Source organism: Faunimonas sp. B44 (assembly GCF_052655945.1).
Genome location: NZ_JBQYEX010000002.1, coordinates 308,614 through 332,526 on the forward strand (window position 1 = coordinate 308,614; position 23,913 = coordinate 332,526).

A 23,913-nucleotide genomic window follows, 5' to 3' on the forward strand; every position below is an offset into this window, starting at 1 on the left:
GACCATGACCACTCTCCTCATCGCAGAACACAGCAATGCCGCCCTCAATGAGGCGACGGCCAAAGCCCTGACCGCTGCCAAGGCGCTCGGCGGCGACGTGCACGTCCTCGTCGCCGGACAGGGCGCGCGCGCGGCCGCGGACGCCGCCGCAAGCCTCGACGGGGTCGCGAAGGTCCTCCTCGCCGAGGCCGAACCGCTCGCCCATCAGCTCGCCGAACCGCTCGCCGCGCTGATCGCCTTGCTTGCCGGCGATTACGATGCGGTGGTCGCGCCGGCCACCACGATGGGCAAGAACGTCGCGCCGCGCGTCGCAGCGCTCCTCGACGTCATGCAGGTGTCCGACGTGCAGGAGATCGTGTCGTCCGACACCTTCCGGCGCCCGATCTATGCCGGCAACGCCGTCCAGACCGTGCGCTCCACGGACGCGAAGAAGGTGCTGACGATCCGCACGGCCTCCTTCCAGGCGGCGGGCTCGGGCAGCGGCGCCGCGCCGGTCGAGACCGTGCAGGCCGCGGAGGATCCCGGCGTCTCGCGGTTCGTCGAGGAGCGGCTTTCGGAGAGCGAGCGTCCCGAGCTCGCGGCGGCCCGGATCATCGTTTCCGGCGGGCGGGCGCTCGGGTCCAAGGAGAAGTTCACGGAGGTCATGCTCCCGGTCGCCGACCGGCTCGGGGCGGCGATCGGGGCGAGCCGCGCGGCGGTCGATGCCGGCTATGCGCCGAACGACTGGCAGGTCGGGCAGACCGGCAAGATCGTGGCGCCGGACCTCTACATCGCCTGCGGCATCTCCGGCGCCATCCAGCATCTCGCCGGCATGAAGGATTCGCGCGTCATCGTCGCCATCAACAAGGACGAAGAGGCGCCGATCTTCCAGGTCGCCGATTACGGCCTCGTCGGCGATCTCTTCCAGGTGCTGCCCGAACTCGTGGCGGAGCTCGACAAGCGCGCCGGCTGAGCGGCCCGCCGGGTTCCCGCGGCGTCAGATCGCGGCCGCCGGATCGGGCGAGCCAGCGTAGAGCGCGGTCTCGCGTGAACTGGTGAGAGCGAGGTAACGCTCGTACTGCGTGACCACGTCGTCGGCGATCTGCCGACGCGTGAAGCCCATGACGTCGTAGCCGCGGCTGCCGTCGGAGAAGTAGGTCCGGACCTCCCAGGCCTGCGGCAGCCGCCCTTCGGCCGTTCCGAAATCGGCCACGGAAAAGGCGGCGAGGGCCCGGCTTGCCGGCCTGACCCCGTAGACGAAGTTCCGCACCCTTTCGGCGGTGACCGAAAGCTCCAGCGCGTCGGCTTCCACCTTGAGGGCCGCGTCATGCCCGTGCCGGCGCAGTTCGGCCGCCACCTCCTCGAGCGCCGGGCGTGCCGTCTCCGCGATGAAGGCTTCCGCCTCCCGCCGGCCCGGCGTGTGCAGCGCCAGCCCGAGCCGCTTCGTCCACGGCAGGTCGCTTGCCGGCGTTGCAATGCCGGCGGACCGTTCGCGCGCCAAGTCGGCCTGCATCCCCCGGATCAGTCCGAAACCCAGGAACAACATCACGATCGTGAACGGCAGCGCGCTGATCAGCGTCATCGTCTGCAGGGCCGTGAGGCCGCCGGCCAGCAGAAGGAGGGCGGCAGCGACGCCTTCCAGGCCGCACCAGTAAACCCGCTGCCAGGCTGGGGTGTCGTCGGCGCCGCCAGCGGCGATCTTGTCGACGACCATCGAGCCCGAATCGGACGAGGTTATGAAGAAGATCGCGACGAGGAGGATGGCGAGGCCCGAGGCGACGGAAGCCAGCGGCAGGAACTCGAAGAACGCGAAGAGGGCGACGGAGACGTCGTCCGCCACCGCGCGCGAGATCGCCCCGGCGGCTTCACCCATGTCGAGCGTGATGGCCGTGTTCCCGAAGACCGTCATCCAGAGGAACGTGAAAAGGCTCGGGACGAGAAGCACGCCGGTCGCGAACTCACGCACCGTCCGCCCGCGGGAAATCCTCGCAATGAACATGCCGACGAAGGGCGACCAGGCGATCCACCACGCCCAGTAGAACAGCGTCCAGGCGCTCATCCAGCCGCGCGGCTCATAGGCGTAGAGATTGAAGGACCTGCGGAAGAAGTCGTCGAGATAGGCTCCGACATTCTGCGGGTAGGCCTTCAGCAGGTATGCGGTCGGCCCGACGACGAGCACGAACAGCAGCAGAAGGACGGCGAGCAGCAGGTTCAATTCGGAAAGCCGCCTGATGCCGACATCGAGGCCGCTCAGGACCGAGACGGTCGCGAGCACGGTGATCACCGCGATCAGCACGACCTGGACCCAAGGCTCGTTCGGCACGCCGAACAGGTAGGCGAGCCCCGAATTGATCTGCAAGACGCCGAGGCCAAGAGAGGTCGCAATGCCGAACAGGGTGCCCACGATCGCAAAGATGTCCACGGCATCGCCGATCGGCCCGTCGATCCTGCCCTTGAGCAGCGGATAGAGCCCGGACCGGATCGTCAGCGGCAGGTTGTAGCGGAAGCTGAAATAGGCGAGCGACAGGCCGACCACGGCGTAGATGCCCCAGGCGTGAACACCCCAGTGGAAGAAGGTGATGACCATCGCCTGGCGGGCGGCCTGCAACGTCATCGGGTCGGCCTCGGGCGGAGCCGAATAGTGCTGGATGGGCTCCGCTACTGCGAAGAACATAAGGCCTATTCCCATGCCGGCGGCGAACAGCATGGCGAACCAGCTCGGATAGCTGAAGTCCGGCTCGGAATCGTCGGGTCCGAGCTTGAGGGTGCCGAATCGGCTGGCGGCCAGGAAGATGACAAGGAACAGGAAGCCCGTGACCGCGATGATGTAGAGCCAGCCGAAGCCGTCGATGATGGACGCCTGTATCGCGGAGAAGATCGCCTCCGCCCGTTGCGGGAATAGGAGGCCGATTGCCAGGAAGGCTGCGATGATGAGGCTCGACCCGACGAAGACGGGACCTCGGATCCGGACGGTGGTCGCGCTGCGGGACGAAGCGGACACGAAATCTCTCCCTGCTTGCCTTTGAAGGTGGAGCCGAACACCGGCTCAACACTTTCGCGGCTCAAATGTTCACCATCGGGTTCCGAGACCGACGGGCGGCGCACGACCGCGACGGCGGCACCAATTTCGCTGCGGCGCACCCTTCCCCTTTGGGTGCGTATACGAAATACTCCGGCCGCCAGGAGTGAGAGGCGAATGACGGCAACGATTTCGACGATCGGGGTGATCGGCGCTGGGCAGATGGGCAGCGGGATCGCGCATGTGAGCGCGCTGCACGGCATCAAGGTGCTGCTCGCCGACCTGTCGCCCGACCGGGTGCAGGCCGGCCTCGCCACCATCAACGGAAACCTCGCGCGTCAGGTCGGCTCCGGACGCATATCGGAGGCGGATCGCCAGGCCGCGATCGGCCGGATCGTTCCGGTGCGCGGGCTCGAGGAACTCGCCGAGGCGGACCTCGTGATCGAATCGGCCACCGAGAACGAGACGGTGAAGCGCAAGCTCTTCGCCGAGGTCTGCCCCTACCTCAAACCCGAGGCGATGATCGCCACCAACACGTCGTCCTACTCGATCACCCGGCTGGCGGCGGCAACAGACCGGCCCGAACGGTTCATGGGCATGCACTTCATGAATCCGGTTCCGGTCATGGAGCTCGTGGAGCTCGTGCGGGGAATCGCGACCGACGACGCGACGTTCGAGGCCGCCAAGCAGTTCGTGGCGCAGGTCGGCAAGAAGGCCGCGGTCTCGGAGGACTTCCCGGCCTTCATGGTCAACCGGATCCTCCTTCCGATGATCAACGAGGCCATCTACGTCCTCTACGAGGGCGTCGGTTCGGTCGAGGCGATCGACACGGCCATGCGGCTCGGGGCGAACCACCCGATGGGACCGCTCCAGCTCGCCGACTTCATCGGCCTCGACACCTGCCTCTCCATCATGCAGGTGCTCTACGAGGGCCTGGCGGACTCGAAGTACCGCCCCTGCCCTCTGCTGGTGAAGTATGTCGAAGCCGGCTGGCTCGGCCGCAAGACGAACCGCGGCTTCTACGATTATCGCGGCCCGACGCCGGTGCCGACGCGCTGACCCGAGCCCATCTGCGGCTCGGACGCCGCCCAGGCGCTAACCCTTTCTGCACGATCTCGAACGTCCGTTGGCCGGGTTGGGAGCATTTTCCAATACGGACGCCACGATCGACAGTCGCGCCCCCTGCTCCCGGGACCGCTTCGAATGCGTATCGACGAGACCACGATGATGGTGGCGGGCAGCTTCACCGCGGCGCTCACCGGTGCTCTCCTGATCTATGCCTGGTTCCAGTTCCGCGACGGCGCCGGCGCCCTCTGGTGGGCGTTCGGCAACCTGTCCCTGGCGCTCGGGATCGCGCTGCTTGCAAGCCACTGGACGGAGCGGTCCGCGCTGGTGGGGCTGCTCGCCTTCTTCTTCCTGACACTCAGCCCGGCGCTTGCCTGGGCTGCGGCGCGCAGGTTCAACGACCGGCGGATCAATTGGGCCGTCGTCACCGCCGGGCCCCTCTTGTGGCTCATCGTCTGGACGGCCTTTCCGGTCCACGACAGCCCTTCCGGCATGATCACCTTCAACATTGCGGCGACTGCCGTCTACATGGCCCTGACCGCGTGGGAACTCGGCCGTCCTGCGGGCGAGCGGCTGCGCAGCTCCCGTGCGCTCCTCATATTCGTATTGCTGCACTTCGCGTACATGTCCGCCTGCCTGGTCGAGGTGCCGGCCGGTCAGCTCTCCGGACCGCCTCCGGTCGGCAGCATCTTCGGCCTGATCCACTTCGAAACCTTCGTCTACACGGTCGCGACCTCGCTCTTCGTGCTGGCGATGGTGCGCGAGCGGAGCGAGGCCGAGCACCGCAACGCCTCCCTGATTGACCCCCTCACGGGTGTCCCGAACCGCCGATCCTTCATCGGCCGCGCCGAGCCGATCTTCGCGCGGGCGGTTCACGCCCGAAGTCCGGTTTCCGCCCTCATGCTCGACCTCGACCGGTTCAAGGCGGTGAACGACACGTTCGGCCACGATCTGGGCGATCGCGTCCTCCAGACGCTCGCAGATGTCGCGCAGAAAACGCTGAGACCGCACGATGTGCTGGCGCGGTGGGGGGGCGAAGAGTTCGTCGTGATCCTGCCGGAGACGGAGATCGAAGTGGCCCGTGCGGTCGCCGAGCGCTTGCGGCTCGCCTTCATGGAATCCGCGCGGGAGATCGCCGGCGCGGCGGTCGGCGCGACCATCAGCGTCGGCATCGCTACGGACGGGGGCGCCGAGGGCGACCTCCATGCCCTTCTCAAGCGCGCGGACGCGGCGCTCTACCGGGCGAAGAGGCTCGGCAGGAACCGGGTCGAGGCTGAACTCCACGCGCCTTCAGGCCCTGACACGACGACCGCCCGCATCGCGTGACAGCTCAGGTCCGGGAAGACCGACCACCGTTCTTCGCGGCACGCACGAGCTCGAGCGCGTCCTCGCTGTCCCATTCGGCGGGGCCGTTCATGTGCCCGAGCAGGCAGCCCTGCTCGTCGAGAAGAAGCGTCACCGGCAGGCCCAGCGCCAGGCTGCGTTGCTTCACCTCGTTGAAGATGGCGGTCGATGAATCGGTGAAGAGCGGCAGGTTCGCGGCGTTCACCGATTCGAGGAAGGCGCGCGGCTTGTCGCGGCTGCCGATGTCGATGGAGATTGGCACGACCGCGAAGCCGTCGTCGCCTTCGGCCGCCTGCAAACGGTCAAGCGCCGGCATTTCCGCTCGGCACGGCGCGCACCAGGTGGCCCAGAGATTGACCAGCACCGTGCGGCCGGCGAAATCGGCGAGCGTCTTCGCCTCGTCCTGATCGCCCCTGAAGGCGAGGCCGCCGAGATGCTCGGCGCGGGCGGCGACCTTGAACGCGGCGACCTCCCCGACGGCGAGCGGATCGAGCTGTCTCGCGGCGGAAAGCGCACCATCGCAGGCAGGCGCAGCGCCGTTGCTATCCGGCCCGGCGATCCCGTATAGGGCACCGATGCCAATGGCGGCCACGGCTGCGACCGCCGCGTAGACCGTCTTTCTCACGCCACCACCGTTTCGAACGAGAGTTCACAGGCCATGTCGAATCGCATGTGGGGCGGCCGGTTCAGCGAGCGACCGGACGCCGTCATGGAAGAAATCAACGCCTCGATCGACTTCGACAAGGCTCTCGCCGAGCAGGATATTGCCGGGTCCAAGGCGCATGCCCGGATGTTGGCCGCCCAGGGCATCATTGCAAGCGAAGACGCCGAGCGGATCGTCGCAGGACTGGATGCGATCGCGGCGGAGATCCGAGACGGCCGATTCGCCTTCTCGCGCGCGCTCGAAGACATCCACATGAACATCGAGTCGCGCCTGCAGGCGCTGATCGGCGAGCCGGCGGGGCGGCTTCACACGGCACGCTCGCGCAACGACCAGGTCGCAACGGATTTCCGGCTCTACGTCCGCGACGCCATCGACGAGATCGACGGGCAGATCGAGCGCCTCATGCAGGCGCTTGCCGAGAAGGCGCTGCGCCATGCCGATGCCGTCATGCCCGGGTTCACGCATCTGCAGAGCGCACAGCCGATCACCTTCGGGCACCATCTCCTCGCCTATGTCGAGATGCTCGCACGCGACCGCGGGCGCTTCGCCGATGCACGCCGGCGCCTGAACGAGTCGCCGCTCGGCTCGGCGGCGCTCGCCGGCACGGCCTTCCCGATCGACCGGCAGGCGACGGCCGCCGCGCTCGGCTTCGACCGACCGACGGCGAACTCGCTCGACGGGGTCTCCGACCGTGACTTCGCGCTGGAAACGCTCTCGGCCGCCTCGATCTGCGCGGTCCACCTCTCCCGCTTCGCCGAGGAGATCGTGCTCTGGTGCACGGCCCAGTTCGAGTTCGTGCGCCTGTCCGACCGGTTCACCACCGGCTCCTCGATCATGCCGCAGAAGCGCAATCCCGACGCGGCCGAACTGGTGCGGGCAAAGGCCGGGCGGATCATCGGTGCGCTGCAGGCGCTGCTGATCGTCATGAAGGGCCTGCCGCTCGCCTATTCCAAGGACATGCAGGAGGACAAGGAGCAGGTGCTCGATGCCCTGCCGAGCCTGTCGCTCTCGCTCGCGGCAACGACGGGCATGGTGCTCGACATGGAGCCGAACCTGCCGGCGCTTCGCGCCGCGGCCGGGGCCGCCTATTCGACCGCGACCGACCTCGCCGACTGGCTCGTCCGCGAGGCCGGCCTGCCCTTCCGCGAGGCGCACCACGTGACCGGCCGCATCGTGGCGGAGGCGGCGCGGCTCGGCTCGCCGCTCGAGGAAATGCCGCTCGCGGCGATGCAGATGATCCATCCCGCGATCACGGTGGAAGTCTACAACGTGCTGTCCGTCGATGCCTCCGTGCGCAGCCGCACGAGCGAGGGCGGGACCAGCCCCGACAACGTCCGGCGCGAGGCGCGGCGCTGGCTGGAGCGCATCGAGGCGGGCCGCCGGAGCCAGGAGCGGCACCTGGACGGCGGACACGACAAGAGGGATTCGTGATGGCTGCGATCCGTATCGTCCTGATCCTTGCTCTCGCTGCCGCCTCGGTCGCGGGCTGCGGGCGGCGCGGCCCGCTCGAGCCGCCGCCGGGTCCCGCCGCTGCGGAACCAGCCGCGCTGCCGCGCTCCGGCCCTGTCGGCCCCAACCAGGCGCCTGCCGCCGCGGAGCCCGCCGGCGACGGCTTCCTGCTCGATCCGCTGCTCTGAGAGGCCGGTGGACGCGTGCACCATTTCGCCCACAGGAACGGCGTCCTCCATGCCGAGGACGTTCCGGTCGATGCGCTCGCCGATGCCGTCGGCACGCCTTTCTACTGCTACTCGACGGCCACGCTGACGCGGCACTACCGCGTCTTCTCCGACGCGTTCGCGGGCATCCCCCACCTCGTCTGCTACGCCATGAAGGCGAACTCGAACCAGGCGGTCGTGGCGACGCTCGCGCGGCTCGGCGCGGGCGCGGACGTGGTTTCCGAGGGCGAGATGCGGCGCGCGCTCGCCGCCGGGATCCCGCCCGAGCGCATCGTCTTCTCCGGGGTCGGCAAGACCGAACGCGAGCTCGCCTTCGGGCTGGACGTTGGCATCCGCTGTTTCAACGTGGAATCGGAGCCCGAACTGCTCCATTTGTCCCGGATGGCGTCGGAACGGGGTCTCCGCGCCCCGGTTAGCCTGCGCATCAATCCCGACGTCGACGCGCTCACGCACGAGAAGATCTCCACCGGGCGGAAGGAGAACAAGTTCGGCATTCCCTTCGAGCGGGCGCGTGCCGTTTACGCCGAGGCCGCAGCGCTTCCCGGCATCCGCGTGACCGGGATCGACATGCACATCGGCAGCCAGATCACCGCACTCGCCCCCTTCGACAACGCCTTCGCGGTCCTGGCCGAGCTCGTCATCGCGCTGCGCGCCGACGGCCACGCGATCGAGCACGTCGATCTTGGCGGCGGGCTCGGCATTCCCTACCGCGACGACCAGGCGGCCCCGCCGCTGCCGACGGCCTATGCCGAGATCGTCAGGAAGCACATGAACGCGATCGGCTGCACGGTGCTCTTCGAGCCGGGTCGACTCATCGCCGGCAACGCCGGGATCCTCGTCACCCGCGTCATCTACGTGAAGGAGGGGCAGGACCGCACCTTCGTGATCGTGGACGCGGCGATGAACGACCTGATCCGGCCGACGCTCTACGACGCCTACCACCGGATCGGCCCGGTGAGCGCAAGCGACGCGCCGACGATTGTCTGCGACGTGGTCGGCCCCGTGTGCGAGACGGGCGACTTTCTGGCGAAGGGCATCGCACTCCCCCGTCCGCAGGAGGGCGATCTCCTCGCGGTCTATTCGGCCGGGGCCTACGGCGCCGTCCAGTCCGGGACCTACAACAGCCGCCTGCTCGTTCCCGAGACGCTGGTGAACGGCGATGCGTTCGCGGTCGTCCGCCCGCGCCCGTCCTACGAAGAGTTGATCGGGCTCGACCGCCTTCCGCCTTGGCTCGCCTGAGCCCGTACCCTGCGGCGTCATCATCTGGCCACAGGGAGGGTCTGTGCTAGTTTACCGATGAGGGCGCTCGCGAGCCCCTGAGAGGAACGCATGTCGGCGGCTTCACCCGATCCAGGTTCACGGCGGCTTTCCGAGCTGGAGTTCGCAATCCGGCGGGCGCATGCGGCGCTGATCTGGGAGCGGCTTTGGCCGGTTCTCGTGGCCGTACTCTCGGTGGCGGCGCTCTACGTCACGCTTTCCTGGTTCGGCCTTTGGCGCGTGACCGGCGACTGGCTGCGGATTGGCATCCTCGTCGCGCTCGGCGCCCTCCTTCTCGGTAGCCTGCTTCCGCTCCTGCGCTTCAGAGTGCCGAGCCGGGAGGAGGCGATCCGCCGCGTCGAGACGCGGTCGGGCATGGTGCATCGGCCCGCGAGCGGGCTCGAGGACAGGCTTTCGTCCGTCTCGGACGACGGTCCGGCACGTGCGCTCTGGGAGGCGCACCGGCGCCGGCTGCTCGCGAGCATCGCCAATCCGCGCGCAGGCGGCCCCCGTCCCGAAATGGCGCGCCGGGACCCGAACGCGCTCCGTTTCGCCCTCCCCGTGCTCCTTGTGGTCGCCTTCGCGATGGCGTGGGGCGAGTGGGGCGTGCGCCTGACGGAATCGTTCGGACCGGTCGAGATCAGGAAGCCGGCTCCGGTCGTACGGATCGATGCCTGGATCGATCCGCCCGCCTATACGCGGCAGGCGCCGGTCTTCCTGTCGCGCCGGGCGGAGGCGCCGGGCGAGCCGGTGAGCGTTCCCGAAGGCAGCAAGCTCACCGTCCGGGTCGTCTCCGACGGCGCGCCTGACGTTACACTGCGCGACACGGCCGGCGCCAGGACGCTGGCGGAAGCGGGCGATCCCGGAGCGGCTGGACCCGGTGCCGGCACGACCGGCGAGCGGATCCGGACCTATGCCGCGACCCTCGCCACCGACACCAGCATCAGCGTCCGGCACGGCGGGTCGGAAGCGCTCTATCCGGTGAAGGTGGTCGAAGACCGGCCGCCAAGTATCGAGCGCGGGGAGATGACCCAGACGCCGGCCGGCTCTTTCACGCTCGCATTCAGAGTTTCCGACGATTACGGCGTGAAGGAAGGTTCGGTGACCTTCCGGCACTCCGACCGAGACGAAGGCGCACGCCCTCTCGTCGAGCCGCCGACCGTGCCGCTCCGGCTGGGGCGTGCCCAGGGCGGGGCCGCCGACGCGAAGGCCGACGCGCGCCTCGAGGAGCATCCCTATTCGGGCCTCGACGTTCTCGCCGACGCCGTCGTCAAGGATGCCGCGGGCCAGGAAGGCCGGCCCTCCGACGACGGCGCGATGAAGCTCCCGGCGCGGCCCTTCTACAATCCGCTCGCCAGGGCGCTCGTCGAACAGCGGCAGATCCTCGCCCTCGACGCGCGCAAGCAGGATGAGGTCGCACAGGCCCTCGACGCCCTCACGATCGCGCCCGACGTCTTCACGAAGGACGCCGGCACCTATCTCGGGCTTCGCGTCGGCTACCACCGGCTGGTGGACGCCGCCAACGACGATTCGCTGCGCGCCGTGCTCGACTATCTCTGGACGATGGCCAAGGCGATCGAGGACGGCGATATGTCGGACGCGCAGGAGCGCCTGAACGCCGCCCGCGACGCGCTCCAGAAGGCGCTCGACGAGGGGGCCTCCGAGGACGAGATCGCGCGCCTGACGCAGGAGCTCCGCCAGGCGATGCAGGAGTTCATGCGCAGCATGGCCGAGGAGATGGCGCGGCGCGGCCTCGACCAGATGCAGATGCCGATGGATCCAAACACGCAGATGCTGTCGCAGCAGGATCTCGAGCGGATGCTCGATCGGATCGAGGACCTCGCGAAGCTCGGCGACCGCGACGCGGCCCGGGAGCTGCTCTCGCAGTTGCAGCAGATGCTCGACAATCTGCAGATGGCCCAGCGCGGCCAGATGATGCAGCAGGGCATGTCGAACGAAGCCATGCAGATGATGGACGAGCTGTCCAAGATGATGCGCGAGCAGCAGCGCCTCATGGACGAGACGTTCAGGCTAGATCAGGGCCAGCCGCCCCGTGGCGGACAGCAGGGCCAGCAGGGCCAGCAGCAGCCGATGACGCCCGAGGAGATGGCCGAGTTCATGCGGCAGCTACAGCAGGGCCAGGCCGACCTCGAACAGCAGCTCCAGGCGCTTCTCGACCAGATGCAGCAGGGCCAGCAAGGCGAGAACGGCGAGGGACAGGACGGCCAGGGCGAAGGCATGCAGCCCGGCCAGGGCCAGGGTCAGGGGGAAGGCCAACGCGCCCTCGGCCGTGCCGGCCGTGCGATGGGCGATGCCGCCCGGCAGCTCGGCCAGGGCCAGCCCGGCGACGCCTATGGCAGCCAGGGCGAGGCGCTGGAGGCGATGCGGCAGGGTCTGCAGGGCATGATGCAGCAGATGATGGGTGCCAACCAGCCCGGCCCCGGCGGCCCGCAGCAGCAGGTCGGCCGCGGCAACCCGCAGGGCCGCACCGACCCGCTCGGCAGGCCGCAGCGGACCGAGGGCCCCGATTTCGGCGACAGCGTGAACGTCCCGGACCAGATCGACGTGGAACGCGCCCGCCAGATCCTGAATGCGATCCGCGAGCGCCTCGGCGAGCGCTTCCGCCCGAATTTCGAGTTGGACTATCTGGAGCGCCTGCTCGGCACCCAGTGAGCAGCCGCGTCAGGCCGCTTTCGGCTCCGGCGTCGCAGCGGCGTCGGTGACCGCCTCGCGGATCTGCTGGAGCGTGAAAGGCTTTGTCAGTACGTCCCGGATCACCTGTTCGAGGTCTTCAGCGCGTTCCCGCTGATCGGCGAACCCGGTCATCAGGAGGATCGGCAGCCGGGGCCAGCGGTCGGCAGCCCTGTGCGCGAGGGCGATCCCGTCCATGACCGGCATCTTCACGTCGCTCACGAGAAGGTCGTAGCACCCGTCATTCTCGGTCAGGCGCTGAAGGGCATCGAGGCCGTCGCATGCCGTCTCCACCTTGTGGCCGTCGAGTTCGAGCGCGCGGCTCACGAACGCGCGGACGGACTCGTCGTCTTCGGTCAGGAGAATGCGCATCCGACTCGCTCCTTACCCGCCGACCTCGTCCTCCGAAACGAGGACACCGACGAACGGGAGTTCCCGATAAGCATGGCCCGCGTCCATGCCGTACCCGACGACAAAATAATCAGGACAGGTAAACCCAACGTAATCGCCCTCGATATCCACACGCCTTCCGACGGGTTTGTCGATGAGGGCGGCGATCGCGACACGGCGCGCACCACGCTGGCGCATGAGGTCGCGCGCGAACTTCAGCGTGAGCCCGGAATCGAGGACGTCGTCGATGATCAGGACGTCGCGACCCGACACCTCCGTGCCGATGTCCCAAAGCACCCTCACCTCGCCGGTCGAGCGGCGCCCCGACCCGTAGCTCGACAGGGATATGAACTCCACCTCGAGGCGGACGCCATATCGCGAGAGTGCGCGCGACAGGTCCGCGGCGAACATGTAGCCGCCCTTGAGGACCACGACGATCAGCAGTTCATGCGGCTCGCTCGCCGCGATCTCGCCAGCCACCTCGTCGACCCGCTTCGCGATCGCGTCGGCGGAGAAAAGGCACCTGATCCTGTCGGGACTCTGTTCAGTCATACGCAAACACCGGACGGCTGTGTCACTCCTCAGGGCCGGAACCGTAGAACGACATCGTGGGCCTGTCGCGGCACATCGTCGACGCTGAACTCGAACGCGGCCGAGCGGCCGGCCGCGAGGTGCTTGATCGGCGCGTCGAAGGACCGTGCCAGAATGGGATCGCGCCCGGTATCCCTGACGGTCACCACGACCCCCGCGACCGTGCGCTCCCGCCCGCCGGGATTGGCGATCGTTCCCCGCACGACGATCTGATCGGCGGACGAGCCCGTGCGTGCCCGTTCGCTCGAAACGGCCCGCATCTCCAGACCGTCCAGGTTGACCGGCAGGCCGATCGCCCCATAGAGGCCGGCGAGGTCCGGGAGGATGCCGACCAGGGCCGGACGCGCGAGAAGCATGCCCGCCAGGAAAAGCACGCCGATCGTGGCGAGGCCGATGCCAAGGCCGCCGGCCGGCGTCCTTGCATCGGCACGCGGCGTATCGGCCGCCAGCTTTGCCGCCCAGGGATCCGGACCGCCCACCGCATAGGCGACGAGCGGCCTCCGGACCGCCTGCAGGACCGGCTCGTCGCGCGGCTGCTCGGGTCCGGCCGCCCCGTCCGGCGCGCCGGGATTCCCGGACGATTCGCGCGCCGGCCATGCCTCGCCACATTTCCGGCAAACGATCATGTGAACGGCTGTCCCCACCATGTCCGGCTCGACCGGCTCCGCGGCGCCGCAAGCGGGGCAGCGGAGAATGATGAACAGTGGCTCTGCGGCGGCGGAACTGCGGTCGGTCACGGAAAGCCCGCTCCACGTCGGATGCGATCCAATTCCTGAGCCGCTATCGTTAACGGCGTCTTAACGGGGGCGGCTACTCGTAGGTTTCAATGGTGGACGCGGCAGCCAATGTGATTCGGTTCGAGAACGTGGGACTGCGCTACGGCCTCGGTCCGGAAGTGCTGCGCGACGTCAGCTTCACGATTGCCCCCGAATCCTTCCAGTATGTCACCGGCCCTTCCGGCGCCGGCAAGACGTCGTTGCTCCGGATGCTCTTCCTTTCGCTCAGGCCGACCCGCGGCATTGTCCAGATCTTCGGACATGACGCGGCGACCCTCCGGCGCGAGAAGGCGCAGGGCCTGCGCCGCCGGATCGGCATCGTCTTCCAGGACTTCCGCCTGCTGGAGCACCTCACCACCTTCGAGAACGTGGCCCTTCCGCTGCGGGTGCTCGGCGCCGAGGAGGCATCCTACCGACGCGACGTCTCCGAGCTGCTGGAATGGGTCGGCCTCGGCGAGAAGATGTGGGTCTATCCCCAGGTGCTCTCGGGCGGCGAGAAGCAGCGCGCCGCGATCGCGCGCGCGCTCATCACGAAACCCGAAATCCTCCTGGCCGACGAGCCGACCGGCAATGTCGACCCGCCGCTTGCCCGTCGCCTCCTGCGGCTGTTCATCGAGCTGAACCGTCTCGGCACCTCGGTGGTCATCGCAACCCACGACCTGGCGCTCATGGACCAGTACGATGCGCGGCGACTCGTACTGGAAGGGGGACACCTCGAAATCCATGACTGATGCGCGATCTGCGCTGATCGGGCGTTTGCGCACGCTCGGCAAACCGGTACGGGCCCGTCGCGCGCGGTTCGGCCCGGGCTCCGCCGCGGCCGACGGCAACGTGCAAGGTCCGCGGACGGTCAATCCGATCGTGCCGCCGCGGACGGTCGCGCGCCGCGCGCTGCTCGCGCTCGTGGCGATCATGAGCTTTCTCGCCTGCCTCTCCGTTGCTGCGGTGTCGCTCGTCACCGAACGGGCCCAGGACTGGGAGCGGCAGATCGCGGACGAGGTAACGATCCAGATCAAGCCGGCGGAAGACGGCTCCACCGACAGCCTCGTCGCCCGCGCGGTGGAGGTCGCGCTCCAGGCGCCCGGGGTGCGGGCAGCGGTCCCGCTCAGCGAAGCCGATTCGGCGCGGCTTCTCGAGCCCTGGCTGGGAAACGATTTCGACCGGGCCGAGCTTCCGGTCCCACGGCTCATTTCGGTGGCGGTCTCTCCGGAGGCGGACCTGACGTCCCTCGCCCGCAAATTGCGCGAAGAGGTGGCCGGGGCAAGCCTCGACGATCACGGCCTCTGGCTGAAGCGGCTCTCCGCGATGGCCAACGTCATGACCATGCTCGGCATCTTCATCCTGCTGCTCGTCATGACGGCGACGGCCCTCTGCGTCGTGTTCGCGACGCGGGGCGCGATGGCCGGGAGCCGCGACGTCATCGAGGTCCTGCACTTCATCGGCGCCGAGGACACCTACGTCGCGCGGGAGTACGAAAGGCACTTCCTCCTGCTCGGGCTGAAGGGCGCGGGCATCGGCGGCGCGGCCGCCATTCTCCTGTTTCTCGTCACCGCCTTCCTGGCCCAGGCCCAGGGGCCCACACCCGAAGAAGCGCAACTTAGGAGCTTGTTCGGAAGTTTAAGCATCGGGACCTGGGGGTATCTCGGCTCCCTCGTCACGGTCGTCGTGACGGCGGTGATCATCGCGCTGACGGCGCGATGGACCGTCACACGGACACTGAAGGAACTGGAGCAGACAGGTGCTTGAGTTCGGAAAGCGTTGCCATCACACTGCCGGATATGACGGGCATGTTCGGCGGCATGGCTACGGTCGATGATCTCGGCGCGACCCCCACGGGCGTCGCCAGACGCTTCAGGCCGGTGAGCCTCATGATCCGGCTTCTCTCGGTCGTGGCAGTCGTCGCCTTCTCGGCCTTCGTCGGCGGCTTCCTCGTGTTCGCGGATCAGGTGACGAACAGCCGCCCGCCGGCCCGGCCCCAGGCGGACGGGATCGTCGCTCTGACAGGGGGCGCCCAGCGGATCGAGGGTGCGGTGGACCTCCTCGGCCGCGGCTCGGCGAACCGCCTGCTCATCTCAGGCGTATACGAACGGACGAGCCCGGACGCGCTGGCAGACCGCACGCCGAAGCTCGCCGCCCTCCTCGATTGCTGCGTCGATATCGGCTATGCGGCGCACGATACCAAGGGGAACGCGCGAGAAACGCGTGAATGGGCCCGCGTCAACGGCTACGATTCCCTCATCGTCGTGACCAGCGCCTATCACATGCCCCGCAGCCTCGCGGAGATGGCGCGCGAACTGCCGAACGTCAGGCTCGTGCCATTCCCGATCCACACCGAGAAGCTCTCCGGGTGGTACTCCAATCGGCAGACCTTGCGGCTTCTCCTGGTCGAATACACCAAGTATATCGTGGCGCGGCTCGGCTGAGCCGGCGCGGATCGGCCGATCGGCGGCCGGTCGGATTCGGCCGTATCGAACGCACACCAGGAACGGCCAGTGCTCCTTCGCTCGATCGTCTTCTATTTCGCCGCCTACGTTGCCTTTCTCGTGGAAGGCGTCCTGTTTTCCCCGGTCCTGCTCCTGCCCGAGCGCTACGGCTGGCCCGTCGTCCATTTCTGGGCCCGATCCATGCTGTGGCTGTACCGGATCATCTGCGGCATCGACGAGGACATCCGAGGGCGGGACAACATACCGGACGGCCCGCTGCTCGTGGCGGCGAAGCACCAGTCGGCGTGGGAGACGCTCCGTCTCGTCAGCCTGTTCGAGCGCCCGACCTTCATCCTGAAGCGCGAACTCCTCTGGGTCCCGCTGTTCGGCTGGTACCTCTGGAAGTTCGGCCAGATTCCCGTGGACCGCGGAAAGCGCAGCAAGGCGCTCGCCGGCATGACGGAGCGCGCAAGGCGCGCCGCGGCCGAAGGGCGCCAGATCATCATCTTCCCGGAAGGCACCCGCCGGGCGCCGCTCGCGCCGCCCGCATACCGCTACGGCGTCGTTCACCTCTATCGCGCCCTGCAGATCCCGTGTCTGCCGGTGGCGCTGAATTCCGGGCTGTTCTGGCCACGCCGCTCCATCGCGCATCGGCCGGGCACGGTCACCCTCAGCTGTCTTCCGCCGATCGCGCCGGGACTTGAGGCGGACGCCTTCGCGGCATTGCTGAAGGAGCGGCTCGAAGGCGAGACGGACGCCGTCATCCGGGAAGCAATCGCGCGCAATCCGGCGCTCCGCCGTTACTCCGCGCCCGGCGAGGCGGCGGCAGAGACCGGCTGAGGCAGCCGTCAGTCGCTCACCGTCGGCGCCTGGTTGACATGCAGCCATTGTTGCGGCTATACAGCGTTCCCTTTATGTTCCAGCGTTGCTGGGCAACGGCCATGACCCGATCGTCGTCCATTCCGCAGATCGCCCGCGAGGCCGGCCTTCTCGACCGGTACCGCTACTGGATCGGGCGCTCGGGCGCGCGCTATCTCTTCACGCGCACGGAAGCCGAGGATCTCCCGAACTGGGAGGGCACCGTGGCGATCCTCGCCGATGGCGACGCCGTTACATGGGTCGGCCCCGCGGCCGAAACCCCTGCGGAAACGACTGCCGGATGCGCGGTGTTCGTGCATTTCCTCGCCTCCAGCCCGGCCGAGCGCACGCGCATAATTCAGGATCTTGCGCCCGGGTCGGCCGTCTCGGACGCTGCCTGATCGGCATCGAGATGCTCGCCCGCGCCGAGCCGTTCCGCCAGCGCACTCAGCAGTCGGTCGGGTACGCCCATGGCGGCGAGGTGGAGGGCAGTATTGATGACGTATTCCGCGTTGCGGCCCGACTGCCCCTGCGCCTGCGCGACGATGCGGAGCTGGTCGTGGGCGCCGAGCTTGCCGGCATATTGTTCGTGCGCCCGGTCGACGACGTAGGTCAGTGCCTGCGCCGTCCGCCCGTCCTCGAAGCGCACCGCCCGCATCTGCTCCAGGTAGACGCCGGTGACCTGCTCGCGGGCGCGAAGATAGCCGATGACGGCCGTGCTGTCCTCGGCTGCGACCCGGAAGGCGATGCCGCGGCAGGTCCCGCCGCGGTCGAGGCCGAGGACAAGTCCGGGCCGCTCCGGCGTGCCCCGGTGCACCCAGGAATAGACGCAGAGCGCGCGATGGACGCCGATCATGCGGGCGGGACGGGCCTCCACGTAGGAAAAGCCAGGGCGCCACATCAGCGAACCGTAGCCGAAGACCCAGAGATAGTTCATGGAATATCCTCGGGTGTCGGTAGCAGCGCCATCACGCCGCCGCAACCGCTGCGTACGGGAACGCCATGCGCCGTCTTCTCCTTGCTTTCGTTGTGATTCTGGCTGCGACCTGGGCGGTCGGCTGGCACGTGCTCGCGGGCCGCGTCGATGACGCCGTCGGACTCGCCGTCGACGCCGCATCGGGGCCGATCGCGCTCGCCTGCGGCGACCGGACGATCGGCGGCTTCCCGTTCCACATCCGTCTCGAGTGCCACGGCGCAGGCGCAACCGATTCGGCCCGGGGACTGTCCGCATCGCTCAGGACGATGACGGCGCAGGCGGCGATCTATCGCCCGACTACGCTCGCGCTCGATTTCGGCGGGCCGGCCGAGATCGGCGGGGCTGCGCTCCCGGAGCCCGTGACGCTCGCCTGGGACAATGCCGACGGCAGCGTCGCGACCGCGGGCGACAGGGCCGCGATCGACGCGTCCGGGCTGAAGCTCGCCTGGCGCGAGTTGAGCCTCGCCTTCGGATCGCTCAACGCCGAGGTCGCGCCGTCCGGCGGGTCGGGGCAGTGGAGCACGGTCGCCGCCCGCGCCGAGGCGGTGGCGGCCGAATTCGCGGGGACCGCCCTGCCCGCCTTCGACCTCGATCTCGGGGCGGAGGTCGCCGCCCCCGCAGCCGCCCTCCTCACCGGAAGCGTCGAGCCCCGCGCCGACGGGCTCGACATCTCCGCCCTGCGGCTCGCGATCGCCTCCGGCTCGCTCGACGCGCTCCTCTCCGGCGATCTCGCCGTCAGCCCCGACGGCATCCCCCACGGGCGGCTCACCCTCTCGATCGCCGATATCGACCGGCTGCCGGAATTCGTCGCGCTCCTTCCCGAGGGCGCCCGCGGCATGGCGAACACCGTCGTCGCGGGCCTGCTCGCCTTCGGCCGATCCGTCGAACGCGACGGCCGGCCGGCGCGCGAGATCGACGTGGTCGTCGACCGCGGCAAGCTCTCGATCGCGATGCTCTCGGCCGGACGCCTTCCTCCGCTCTGGTGAGCCACAGGCCGGCCGCGGGTCCCCCGGATCGCCAGCGGTTGACCGAAGGGAAGTCTTAATGCCATGTCGGCTAGTCTATGGGCCGATGGGAGAAGGGGACGCATCAGCTCGCATGGCCGGCATCCAGCACATCCGTGTTCCATCGGCGGCCGCCGGCGCGCCGGCGAACGAGCCGGTTGCCCCGAAGGCCGGAACGGAATCGGCCGCGATCATCGCGCGCCTGGAAGCGGAGCTCGCGGCAAAGGCACGCATCATCCGCGAGCAGGAGGCCGCACTCGCCCACAGCCGCAAGACCTTCGCGCGCGCATCCGAGGCCGCCCGGATCGGCGTCTGGGAATGCGACCTCCCCGATCAGACGCTCCGCTGGACGGATGTCGTCTACGACATCTTCGACCTGCCGCGGGGTTCCGCTCTCGACCGGAACCATATCCTCACCTGCTATTCCGAACAGTCTCGGCAAGAGCTGCACCGGCTGCGCAGCCAGGCGATCGCCGAGCGCAGCGGATTCGGTCTCGACGCGGAGATCGTCACGGCCGCCGGCCGGCACCGCTGGATCCGGATCACCGCGACCGTCGAGTGCGAGAACGGGCGGGCCGTCCGCATCTTCGGAATGAAGCAGGACATCACCGAGGAGAAGATCCTCGCCGACCGGACCCGCTACCTGGCGGAGTTCGACGTCATGACCGGCCTCTCCAACCGCGCGCGCTTCCAGGCCAGGCTGGCCGAACTGGAGAGTTCGGGTCCCGAAGAGAGCCGGATCGGCGCCCTCCTTCTCGTCGACCTCGACGGCTTCAAGCAGGTGAACGATACCTACGGCCACGCCCTCGGCGACGAGTGCCTGAAGCTCGCGGCCCAGCGTCTCGCCCGCGCCTGCCAGGAGGCCGAACTCGTCGCGCGGATCGGCGGCGACGAGTTCGCCGTGCTCCTCGGACCCGACCCGGCCCGCACCGGGATCGAGCGCCTGGCCAATGCGATCGTCCGCGCCGTGAGCCGGCCGGTGGAACTCGGCGGCGAAACCCTGAGGCTCGGCGCCTCGGTCGGCATCGCGCACGCGAACGGCTGCGCCGCCGAGGAACTCTTCATGCGCGCCGACGCCGCCCTTTATGCCGCGAAGGCGGCCGGCCGGAACACCTTCCGGGTCTACGGCCCGCCGACGCATTCGGGCCGCACTGCAGAGGTCGGCCGTCGGGTGAGCAGGGAAAATCGAGTCCTCGCGAAGACGGGGTGACACCGGACCTCGCCCACGGGCTGCGCCGACGGCAATCGCCTCGGTGCCTCTCGCGTGCGGCGCCTCGCGGAACGCGGCGGTGGCAAGAGCCGATCGCCAGCTCTTCGGCACCGGACCCCAGTCGGACGACCATGCGGAACGTGCATCACGGATCCCGATGGGATCCTGTCCGCATGGCGACGGCAGGCCCGCGGTAGCAGCGACAGAACGCAGCCCTCGCATAGGCCCAAAGGCTACGCGGCATGCGGTCGGGAAGTCCGGGTTAGTCGCAGAAACAAAACCGCCATCCTGCTCGTTAACGGGGCGCCAAAGCGCTTCGACGGCTACATTCGGTCCCGGACCGCGCCGCCCGGATCGCGCAATGAGCGGGGTCGTATCGCTGCATGTCAGTTTCGTCCGGGCACACGACGCACGACAACGTGCAACTCGATGAACCTGCCGTCGTGCCCTCGGGCGTGCCAGGGCTCGATGCCGTTCTCGCCGGCGGGTTCGCCCGCCACCGGGTCCACCTGCTGGAAGGTGCGCCGGGGTCCGGAAAGACCACGATCGGGCTCCAGTTCCTCATGGACGGGGCCGCGCGCGGCGAACGGGGCCTCTACATCACGCTGTCGGAATCGAAGAACGAGCTTCTCGCCGTCGCCAAGACCCATGGCTGGTCGCTCGAGAGCATCGAGATCTTCGAGCTCGTGCCGCCCGAACTGAGCCTCGATTCCGATCAGACCCAGACGGTGGTCTATCCGGCCGACCTCGAGCTCGGCGAAACCGTGCAGACCGTGCTGGAACAGGTCGACACGGTCAGGCCGCAGCGGATCGTGTTCGACAGCCTTTCGGAGATCCGCCTCCTCGCGCAGTCGTCGCTGCGCTACCGCCGGCAGGTGCTCGCCTTAAAGCACTATTTCGCGCAGCACGCCTGCACCGTTCTGCTGCTCGACGACCTCACCTCCGAAGGCGACGACCTGAACCTCCACTCGATCAGCCATGGCGTGATTCGCCTCGAGCAGATCGCCGTTCAGTATGGGTCCGAACGCCGCCGCCTTCGCGTGTTCAAGATGCGGGGGACGAATTTCCGTGGCGGCTTTCACGACTTCACCATCCGGCGCGGGGGCATCACGGTCTATCCGCGGCTCGTCGCCTCCGACCATCACCGCGCGTTCGACGACACGGAACCTGCGACCTCGGGCGTGGCCGAGTTCGACGCGCTGCTCGGCGGCGGGTTCGACCGCGGCACCAGCACGCTCGTGATGGGACCGGCCGGCTGCGGAAAGTCATCGCTCGTGTTCCAGGTCATCCATGCCGCGCTCGAGCGCGGGGAGAAGGCGGTGGTCTTCTCGTTCGACGAGACGCGCCGCATCCTCCTGAAGCGCTCGAAGGGCATGGGCATCGACCTCGAGCCCTACCTGGCCACCGGCAGGCTGAAGCTGCACCAGATCGACCCGGCGGAGCTCTCCCCGGGCGAACTCGTCGGACGGGTCCGCGCCGCCGTGGAGGATGGCGACGTCAGCATCGTGGCGCTCGATTCGCTGAGCGGGTTCATGAACGCCATGCCCGAGGAGCACTTCATGCTCCTGCAGATGCACGAGCTGCTCACATATCTGAACCAGCAGGGGGTCATAACCCTGCTCCTGCTGGCGCAGCACGGGCTCGTCGGGCACATGCAGTCGCCGGTCGACCTCACCTATCTGAGCGACACGGTCCTCCTCCTGCGCTATTTCGAAGCGCGAGGCCGCATCCGCCATGCGATTTCCGTGGTGAAGAAGCGCACCGGACATCACGAACGCACGATTCGCGAATACTTCATCGACGGTCACGGCATCCGCATCGGACCCGCTTTGGAAGAGTTTCGAGGCATCCTGACCGGGGTCCCGACGTTCAGCGGCTCGTCCGAGCGCCTGATCGAGCCGCGCGATGCAGGAGAGTAGCCATCAGCCCCCGAGGAAGGTCCTCATCCTGGCGCCGATCGGCCGCGACGGAGCCGTCGTCCGGCACATCCTCGTCGGCGCCGGCTTCGAGGGCGAGGTCTGCCAGGACGTTGCCGGGCTGCTGGCGGGCCTGAGCGAAGCGGCCGCAGCGGTCATCGCGGAAGAGGCCTTCAGGGACGCGCGCGACGTGGAGGCGGTGCGCAGATGGCTGGAGGCCCAGCCGGCGTGGTCGGATTTCCCGTTCGTCCTCCTTTCCCTGCGCACCAACGATGCCGACGAGCGCCGGGCGGCTCTCCGCGACGCGCTCGGCAACATCACCCTGCTCGAACGGCCCCTTCGGCCGGACACGGTCGTCCGCGCGACGCGGGCATCGGCCAGAGCCCGGCAGCGGCAATTGGAGGCCGCCCGGCTGCTGGAGGAGCGCGCGCGCGCGGAGGCAGAGCGCCGGGCCGGCGAAGAGCGCCTGCGCGAGCTCTTCGAGAACGCGGCCGACGCGATCTTCATCGCCGCCGCCGACCGGCGCCTGACGGACGTCAACCCGGCCGCGTGCAATCTTCTCGGCTACCGGCGGGAGGAGCTCCTCGGGCGTTCCGGCGGCATACCGCTCGTGGAAGACGACAAGCGCCCCTTCGAAGACTGGATGGTGACGCAGGTCGACGGCCGGTCGCTCGCATCGGAATGGCGGCTGCGCTGCAAGGACGGTTCCGCCATCGACGTGGAGATCACCGCCCGCGTCCTCGCCGACGGGCGCTGGCAGGCCTTCGCCCGCGACATCAGCGACCGCAAGCGCGCCGAAGCGGAGCTCCGGCGACTGAACGAAACGCTCGAGGCGCGCGTCCTGGAGCGCACCACCGAACTGAGCGAGGCGCAGGGCGCCCTCGCCCAGGCCCAGAAGATGGAAGCGGTCGGGCAGCTCACCGGCGGCGTCGCGCACGACTTCAACAACCTCCTGATGGCCATTTCCGGCGGCCTGGACATGCTCTTCCGGCACGACGATCCGGAGCGGCGGCAGCGGGTGATGGACGGCATGCGCCAGGCTGTCGACCGCGGCGCGGCCCTCACCCGCCAGCTTCTCACCTTCGCGCGCCGGCAGGCGCTGGAGCCGGAGCCGCTGCTGCTTCATCAGCAGATCGGCGCCATGGGCGAACTGCTCGCGCGCAGCCTGCGCGGCGACATCGAGGTCACGATGGAGTTCGCGCCCGACCTTTGGGCCGTCGACGTCGATCCCACCCAGCTCGAGGTCGCGGTCCTCAACCTCGCCGTGAACGCGCGCGATGCGATGCCGGACGGCGGCGTTCTCTCCATCCGGGCGGAGAACGCCCCGGCGCTCGCGCTCGAAGAGATCGCGGGGGACTTCGTGCGCCTGTCGGTCTCGGACACCGGGACCGGGATGGCCCCGGAGGTGATCGCCAGGGTGTTCGAGCCCTTCTTCACGACCAAGGACATCGGCAAGGGATCGGGGCTCGGCCTCGCCCAGATCTACGGCTTCGCCAAGCAGTCGGGCGGCATCGTCCAGATCGACAGCGCCGTCGGCGCCGGAACGACGGTGACGATACTCCTGCCACGCGCCGAACGGAGCGTGGCCGCCGCCGGCGCGGCAGAGTTCGGCCGGTCGGCCGCCCCTCCCCCCGACGGCCCTGCCGCCGGCGCGAGCGTCCTGCTGGTGGAGGACGACGACGAGGTCGCCGCGCTCGTCGCCGACATGATCGGCCAGCTCGGCTATCGGGTCACGCGCGTCGCGAACGCCGCGGCCGCGCTCGGCGCCCTGGCCGACGGGCGCAGGATCGACATCGTCTTCTCCGACATCCTGATGCCGGGCGGGCTCGACGGCACGAAGCTCGCACGCGAGATCGGCAGGCGCAGGCCGGGGCTGCCGATCGTGCTCACCACCGGCTATGACGGCCAGTCGCTCTCGACCGCGGCGGAGCTCGGCCTGCCGGTCCTGCGCAAACCCTACCGCATGGAGACGCTCGGCCATACGCTCGCCTCGGCGCTGCATCGGCCGGAGCGTGCGCAGCGCTGTGCCGACACGACAGGCGAGGCGCGATCCGAAGGAACGCCCGGGTGAGCG

The 23,913-nt window shown here is 68.8% G+C and carries 22 protein-coding genes; 16 read left to right on the forward strand and 6 right to left on the reverse strand.

Features of this window, described 5'->3' with window-relative positions:
* Positions 1–4: 4 nt before the first annotated feature.
* A complete protein-coding gene (locus ACUN0C_RS04700; protein ID WP_445465163.1) occupies positions 5–952 on the forward strand; it encodes an electron transfer flavoprotein subunit alpha/FixB family protein in 948 nt (315 codons plus the stop codon).
* Between the two features lie 24 nt (positions 953–976).
* On the opposite strand, the gene ACUN0C_RS04705 is transcribed toward ACUN0C_RS04700, so the two are convergent.
* Complete coding sequence (locus tag ACUN0C_RS04705; RefSeq protein ID WP_445465164.1) at positions 977–2,980, reverse strand: BCCT family transporter; 2,004 nt, start codon at positions 2,978–2,980, stop codon at positions 977–979.
* A 195-nt stretch (positions 2,981–3,175) separates the two neighbouring features.
* On the opposite strand from ACUN0C_RS04705, the gene ACUN0C_RS04710 reads away from it, so the two are divergent.
* The gene (locus ACUN0C_RS04710) at positions 3,176–4,057 is read left to right on the forward strand and encodes a 3-hydroxybutyryl-CoA dehydrogenase (RefSeq protein WP_445465165.1); all 882 of its coding nucleotides are present in this window, start codon (positions 3,176–3,178) and stop codon (positions 4,055–4,057) included.
* 144 nt (positions 4,058–4,201) lie between these two features.
* Positions 4,202–5,389 carry a diguanylate cyclase gene (locus ACUN0C_RS04715; protein WP_445465166.1) on the forward strand — a complete coding sequence of 396 codons (1,188 nt, stop codon included), beginning with the start codon at positions 4,202–4,204 and terminating at the stop codon, positions 5,387–5,389.
* Positions 5,390–5,393: 4 nt separating this feature from the next.
* On the opposite strand, the gene tlpA is transcribed toward ACUN0C_RS04715, so the two are convergent.
* Complete coding sequence (gene tlpA, locus ACUN0C_RS04720) at positions 5,394–6,032, reverse strand: thiol:disulfide interchange protein TlpA (protein ID WP_445465167.1); 639 nt, start codon at positions 6,030–6,032, stop codon at positions 5,394–5,396.
* A gap of 33 nt (positions 6,033–6,065) precedes the next feature.
* Here tlpA and argH point away from each other — a divergent pair, with 33 nt between their 5' ends.
* The 4 genes from argH (at position 6,066) to ACUN0C_RS04740 (ending at position 11,677) form a co-directional block, all read left to right on the forward strand.
* Positions 6,066–7,502, forward strand: a complete 1,437-nt coding sequence (gene argH / locus ACUN0C_RS04725; RefSeq protein ID WP_445465168.1) for an argininosuccinate lyase — start codon at positions 6,066–6,068, stop codon at positions 7,500–7,502.
* Positions 7,502–7,708: an LPS translocon maturation chaperone LptM gene (gene lptM, locus ACUN0C_RS04730; RefSeq protein ID WP_445465169.1), complete on the forward strand. Its 207-nt coding sequence runs from the start codon at positions 7,502–7,504 to the stop codon at positions 7,706–7,708. The genes argH and lptM overlap by 1 nt, the downstream gene beginning before the upstream one ends.
* 15 nt (positions 7,709–7,723) lie before the next feature.
* Positions 7,724–8,986, forward strand: a complete 1,263-nt coding sequence (gene lysA, locus ACUN0C_RS04735; RefSeq protein WP_445465170.1) for a diaminopimelate decarboxylase — start codon at positions 7,724–7,726, stop codon at positions 8,984–8,986.
* Between the two features lie 90 nt (positions 8,987–9,076).
* On the forward strand, positions 9,077–11,677 hold the full coding sequence (locus tag ACUN0C_RS04740; RefSeq protein ID WP_445465171.1) for a TIGR02302 family protein: 2,601 nt from the start codon (positions 9,077–9,079) through the stop codon (positions 11,675–11,677).
* A gap of 9 nt (positions 11,678–11,686) precedes the next feature.
* On the opposite strand, the gene ACUN0C_RS04745 is transcribed toward ACUN0C_RS04740, so the two are convergent.
* The 3 genes from ACUN0C_RS04745 to ACUN0C_RS04755 are packed head-to-tail and all read right to left on the reverse strand — an operon-like array spanning position 11,687 to position 13,413.
* Positions 11,687–12,067 carry a response regulator gene (locus ACUN0C_RS04745; RefSeq protein ID WP_445465172.1) on the reverse strand — a complete coding sequence of 127 codons (381 nt, stop codon included), beginning with the start codon at positions 12,065–12,067 and terminating at the stop codon, positions 11,687–11,689.
* A gap of 12 nt (positions 12,068–12,079) precedes the next feature.
* Positions 12,080–12,637: a hypoxanthine phosphoribosyltransferase gene (gene hpt, locus ACUN0C_RS04750; RefSeq protein ID WP_445465173.1), complete on the reverse strand. Its 558-nt coding sequence runs from the start codon at positions 12,635–12,637 to the stop codon at positions 12,080–12,082.
* A gap of 29 nt (positions 12,638–12,666) precedes the next feature.
* A complete protein-coding gene (locus ACUN0C_RS04755; protein ID WP_445465174.1) occupies positions 12,667–13,413 on the reverse strand; it encodes a hypothetical protein in 747 nt (248 codons plus the stop codon).
* Between the two features lie 110 nt (positions 13,414–13,523).
* Here ACUN0C_RS04755 and ftsE point away from each other — a divergent pair, with 110 nt between their 5' ends.
* From ftsE to ACUN0C_RS04780, 5 genes are all read left to right on the forward strand, one after another.
* Positions 13,524–14,183, forward strand: coding sequence for a cell division ATP-binding protein FtsE (ftsE, locus tag ACUN0C_RS04760; RefSeq protein ID WP_445465439.1), 660 nt, complete (start codon positions 13,524–13,526; stop codon positions 14,181–14,183).
* Positions 14,176–15,198 (forward strand): cell division protein FtsX, encoded by a 1,023-nt coding sequence (locus ACUN0C_RS04765; RefSeq protein ID WP_445465175.1) that lies wholly within the window; start codon positions 14,176–14,178, stop codon positions 15,196–15,198. Before ftsE ends, ACUN0C_RS04765 begins: the two co-directional genes overlap by 8 nt.
* A gap of 32 nt (positions 15,199–15,230) precedes the next feature.
* The gene (locus ACUN0C_RS04770) at positions 15,231–15,875 is read left to right on the forward strand and encodes a YdcF family protein (protein WP_445465176.1); all 645 of its coding nucleotides are present in this window, start codon (positions 15,231–15,233) and stop codon (positions 15,873–15,875) included.
* 69 nt (positions 15,876–15,944) lie between these two features.
* Entirely contained in the window at positions 15,945–16,715 is a 771-nt protein-coding gene (locus ACUN0C_RS04775; RefSeq protein WP_445465177.1) for a lysophospholipid acyltransferase family protein, read from the forward strand.
* Positions 16,716–16,816: 101 nt separating this feature from the next.
* Positions 16,817–17,134: a hypothetical protein gene (locus ACUN0C_RS04780; RefSeq protein ID WP_445465178.1), complete on the forward strand. Its 318-nt coding sequence runs from the start codon at positions 16,817–16,819 to the stop codon at positions 17,132–17,134.
* Here the strand turns inward: ACUN0C_RS04780 and ACUN0C_RS04785 are convergent.
* Positions 17,092–17,670, reverse strand: a complete 579-nt coding sequence (locus ACUN0C_RS04785; protein ID WP_445465179.1) for a gamma-glutamylcyclotransferase — start codon at positions 17,668–17,670, stop codon at positions 17,092–17,094. The two genes, ACUN0C_RS04780 and ACUN0C_RS04785, sit on opposite strands and share 43 nt — an antisense overlap.
* A 65-nt stretch (positions 17,671–17,735) precedes the next feature.
* Here ACUN0C_RS04785 and ACUN0C_RS04790 point away from each other — a divergent pair, with 65 nt between their 5' ends.
* The 4 genes from ACUN0C_RS04790 to ACUN0C_RS04805 all read left to right on the forward strand — a co-directional run bounded on the left by ACUN0C_RS04790 (position 17,736) and on the right by ACUN0C_RS04805 (position 23,910).
* Positions 17,736–18,695, forward strand: a complete 960-nt coding sequence (locus ACUN0C_RS04790; protein WP_445465180.1) for a DUF2125 domain-containing protein — start codon at positions 17,736–17,738, stop codon at positions 18,693–18,695.
* A gap of 112 nt (positions 18,696–18,807) precedes the next feature.
* Positions 18,808–19,923, forward strand: coding sequence for a diguanylate cyclase domain-containing protein (locus tag ACUN0C_RS04795; protein ID WP_445465181.1), 1,116 nt, complete (start codon positions 18,808–18,810; stop codon positions 19,921–19,923).
* A gap of 383 nt (positions 19,924–20,306) precedes the next feature.
* Positions 20,307–21,842: an ATPase domain-containing protein gene (locus ACUN0C_RS04800; protein WP_445465182.1), complete on the forward strand. Its 1,536-nt coding sequence runs from the start codon at positions 20,307–20,309 to the stop codon at positions 21,840–21,842.
* A complete protein-coding gene (locus ACUN0C_RS04805) occupies positions 21,829–23,910 on the forward strand; it encodes a PAS domain S-box protein (protein ID WP_445465183.1) in 2,082 nt (693 codons plus the stop codon). The genes ACUN0C_RS04800 and ACUN0C_RS04805 overlap by 14 nt, the downstream gene beginning before the upstream one ends.
* Positions 23,911–23,913 lie beyond the last annotated feature (3 nt).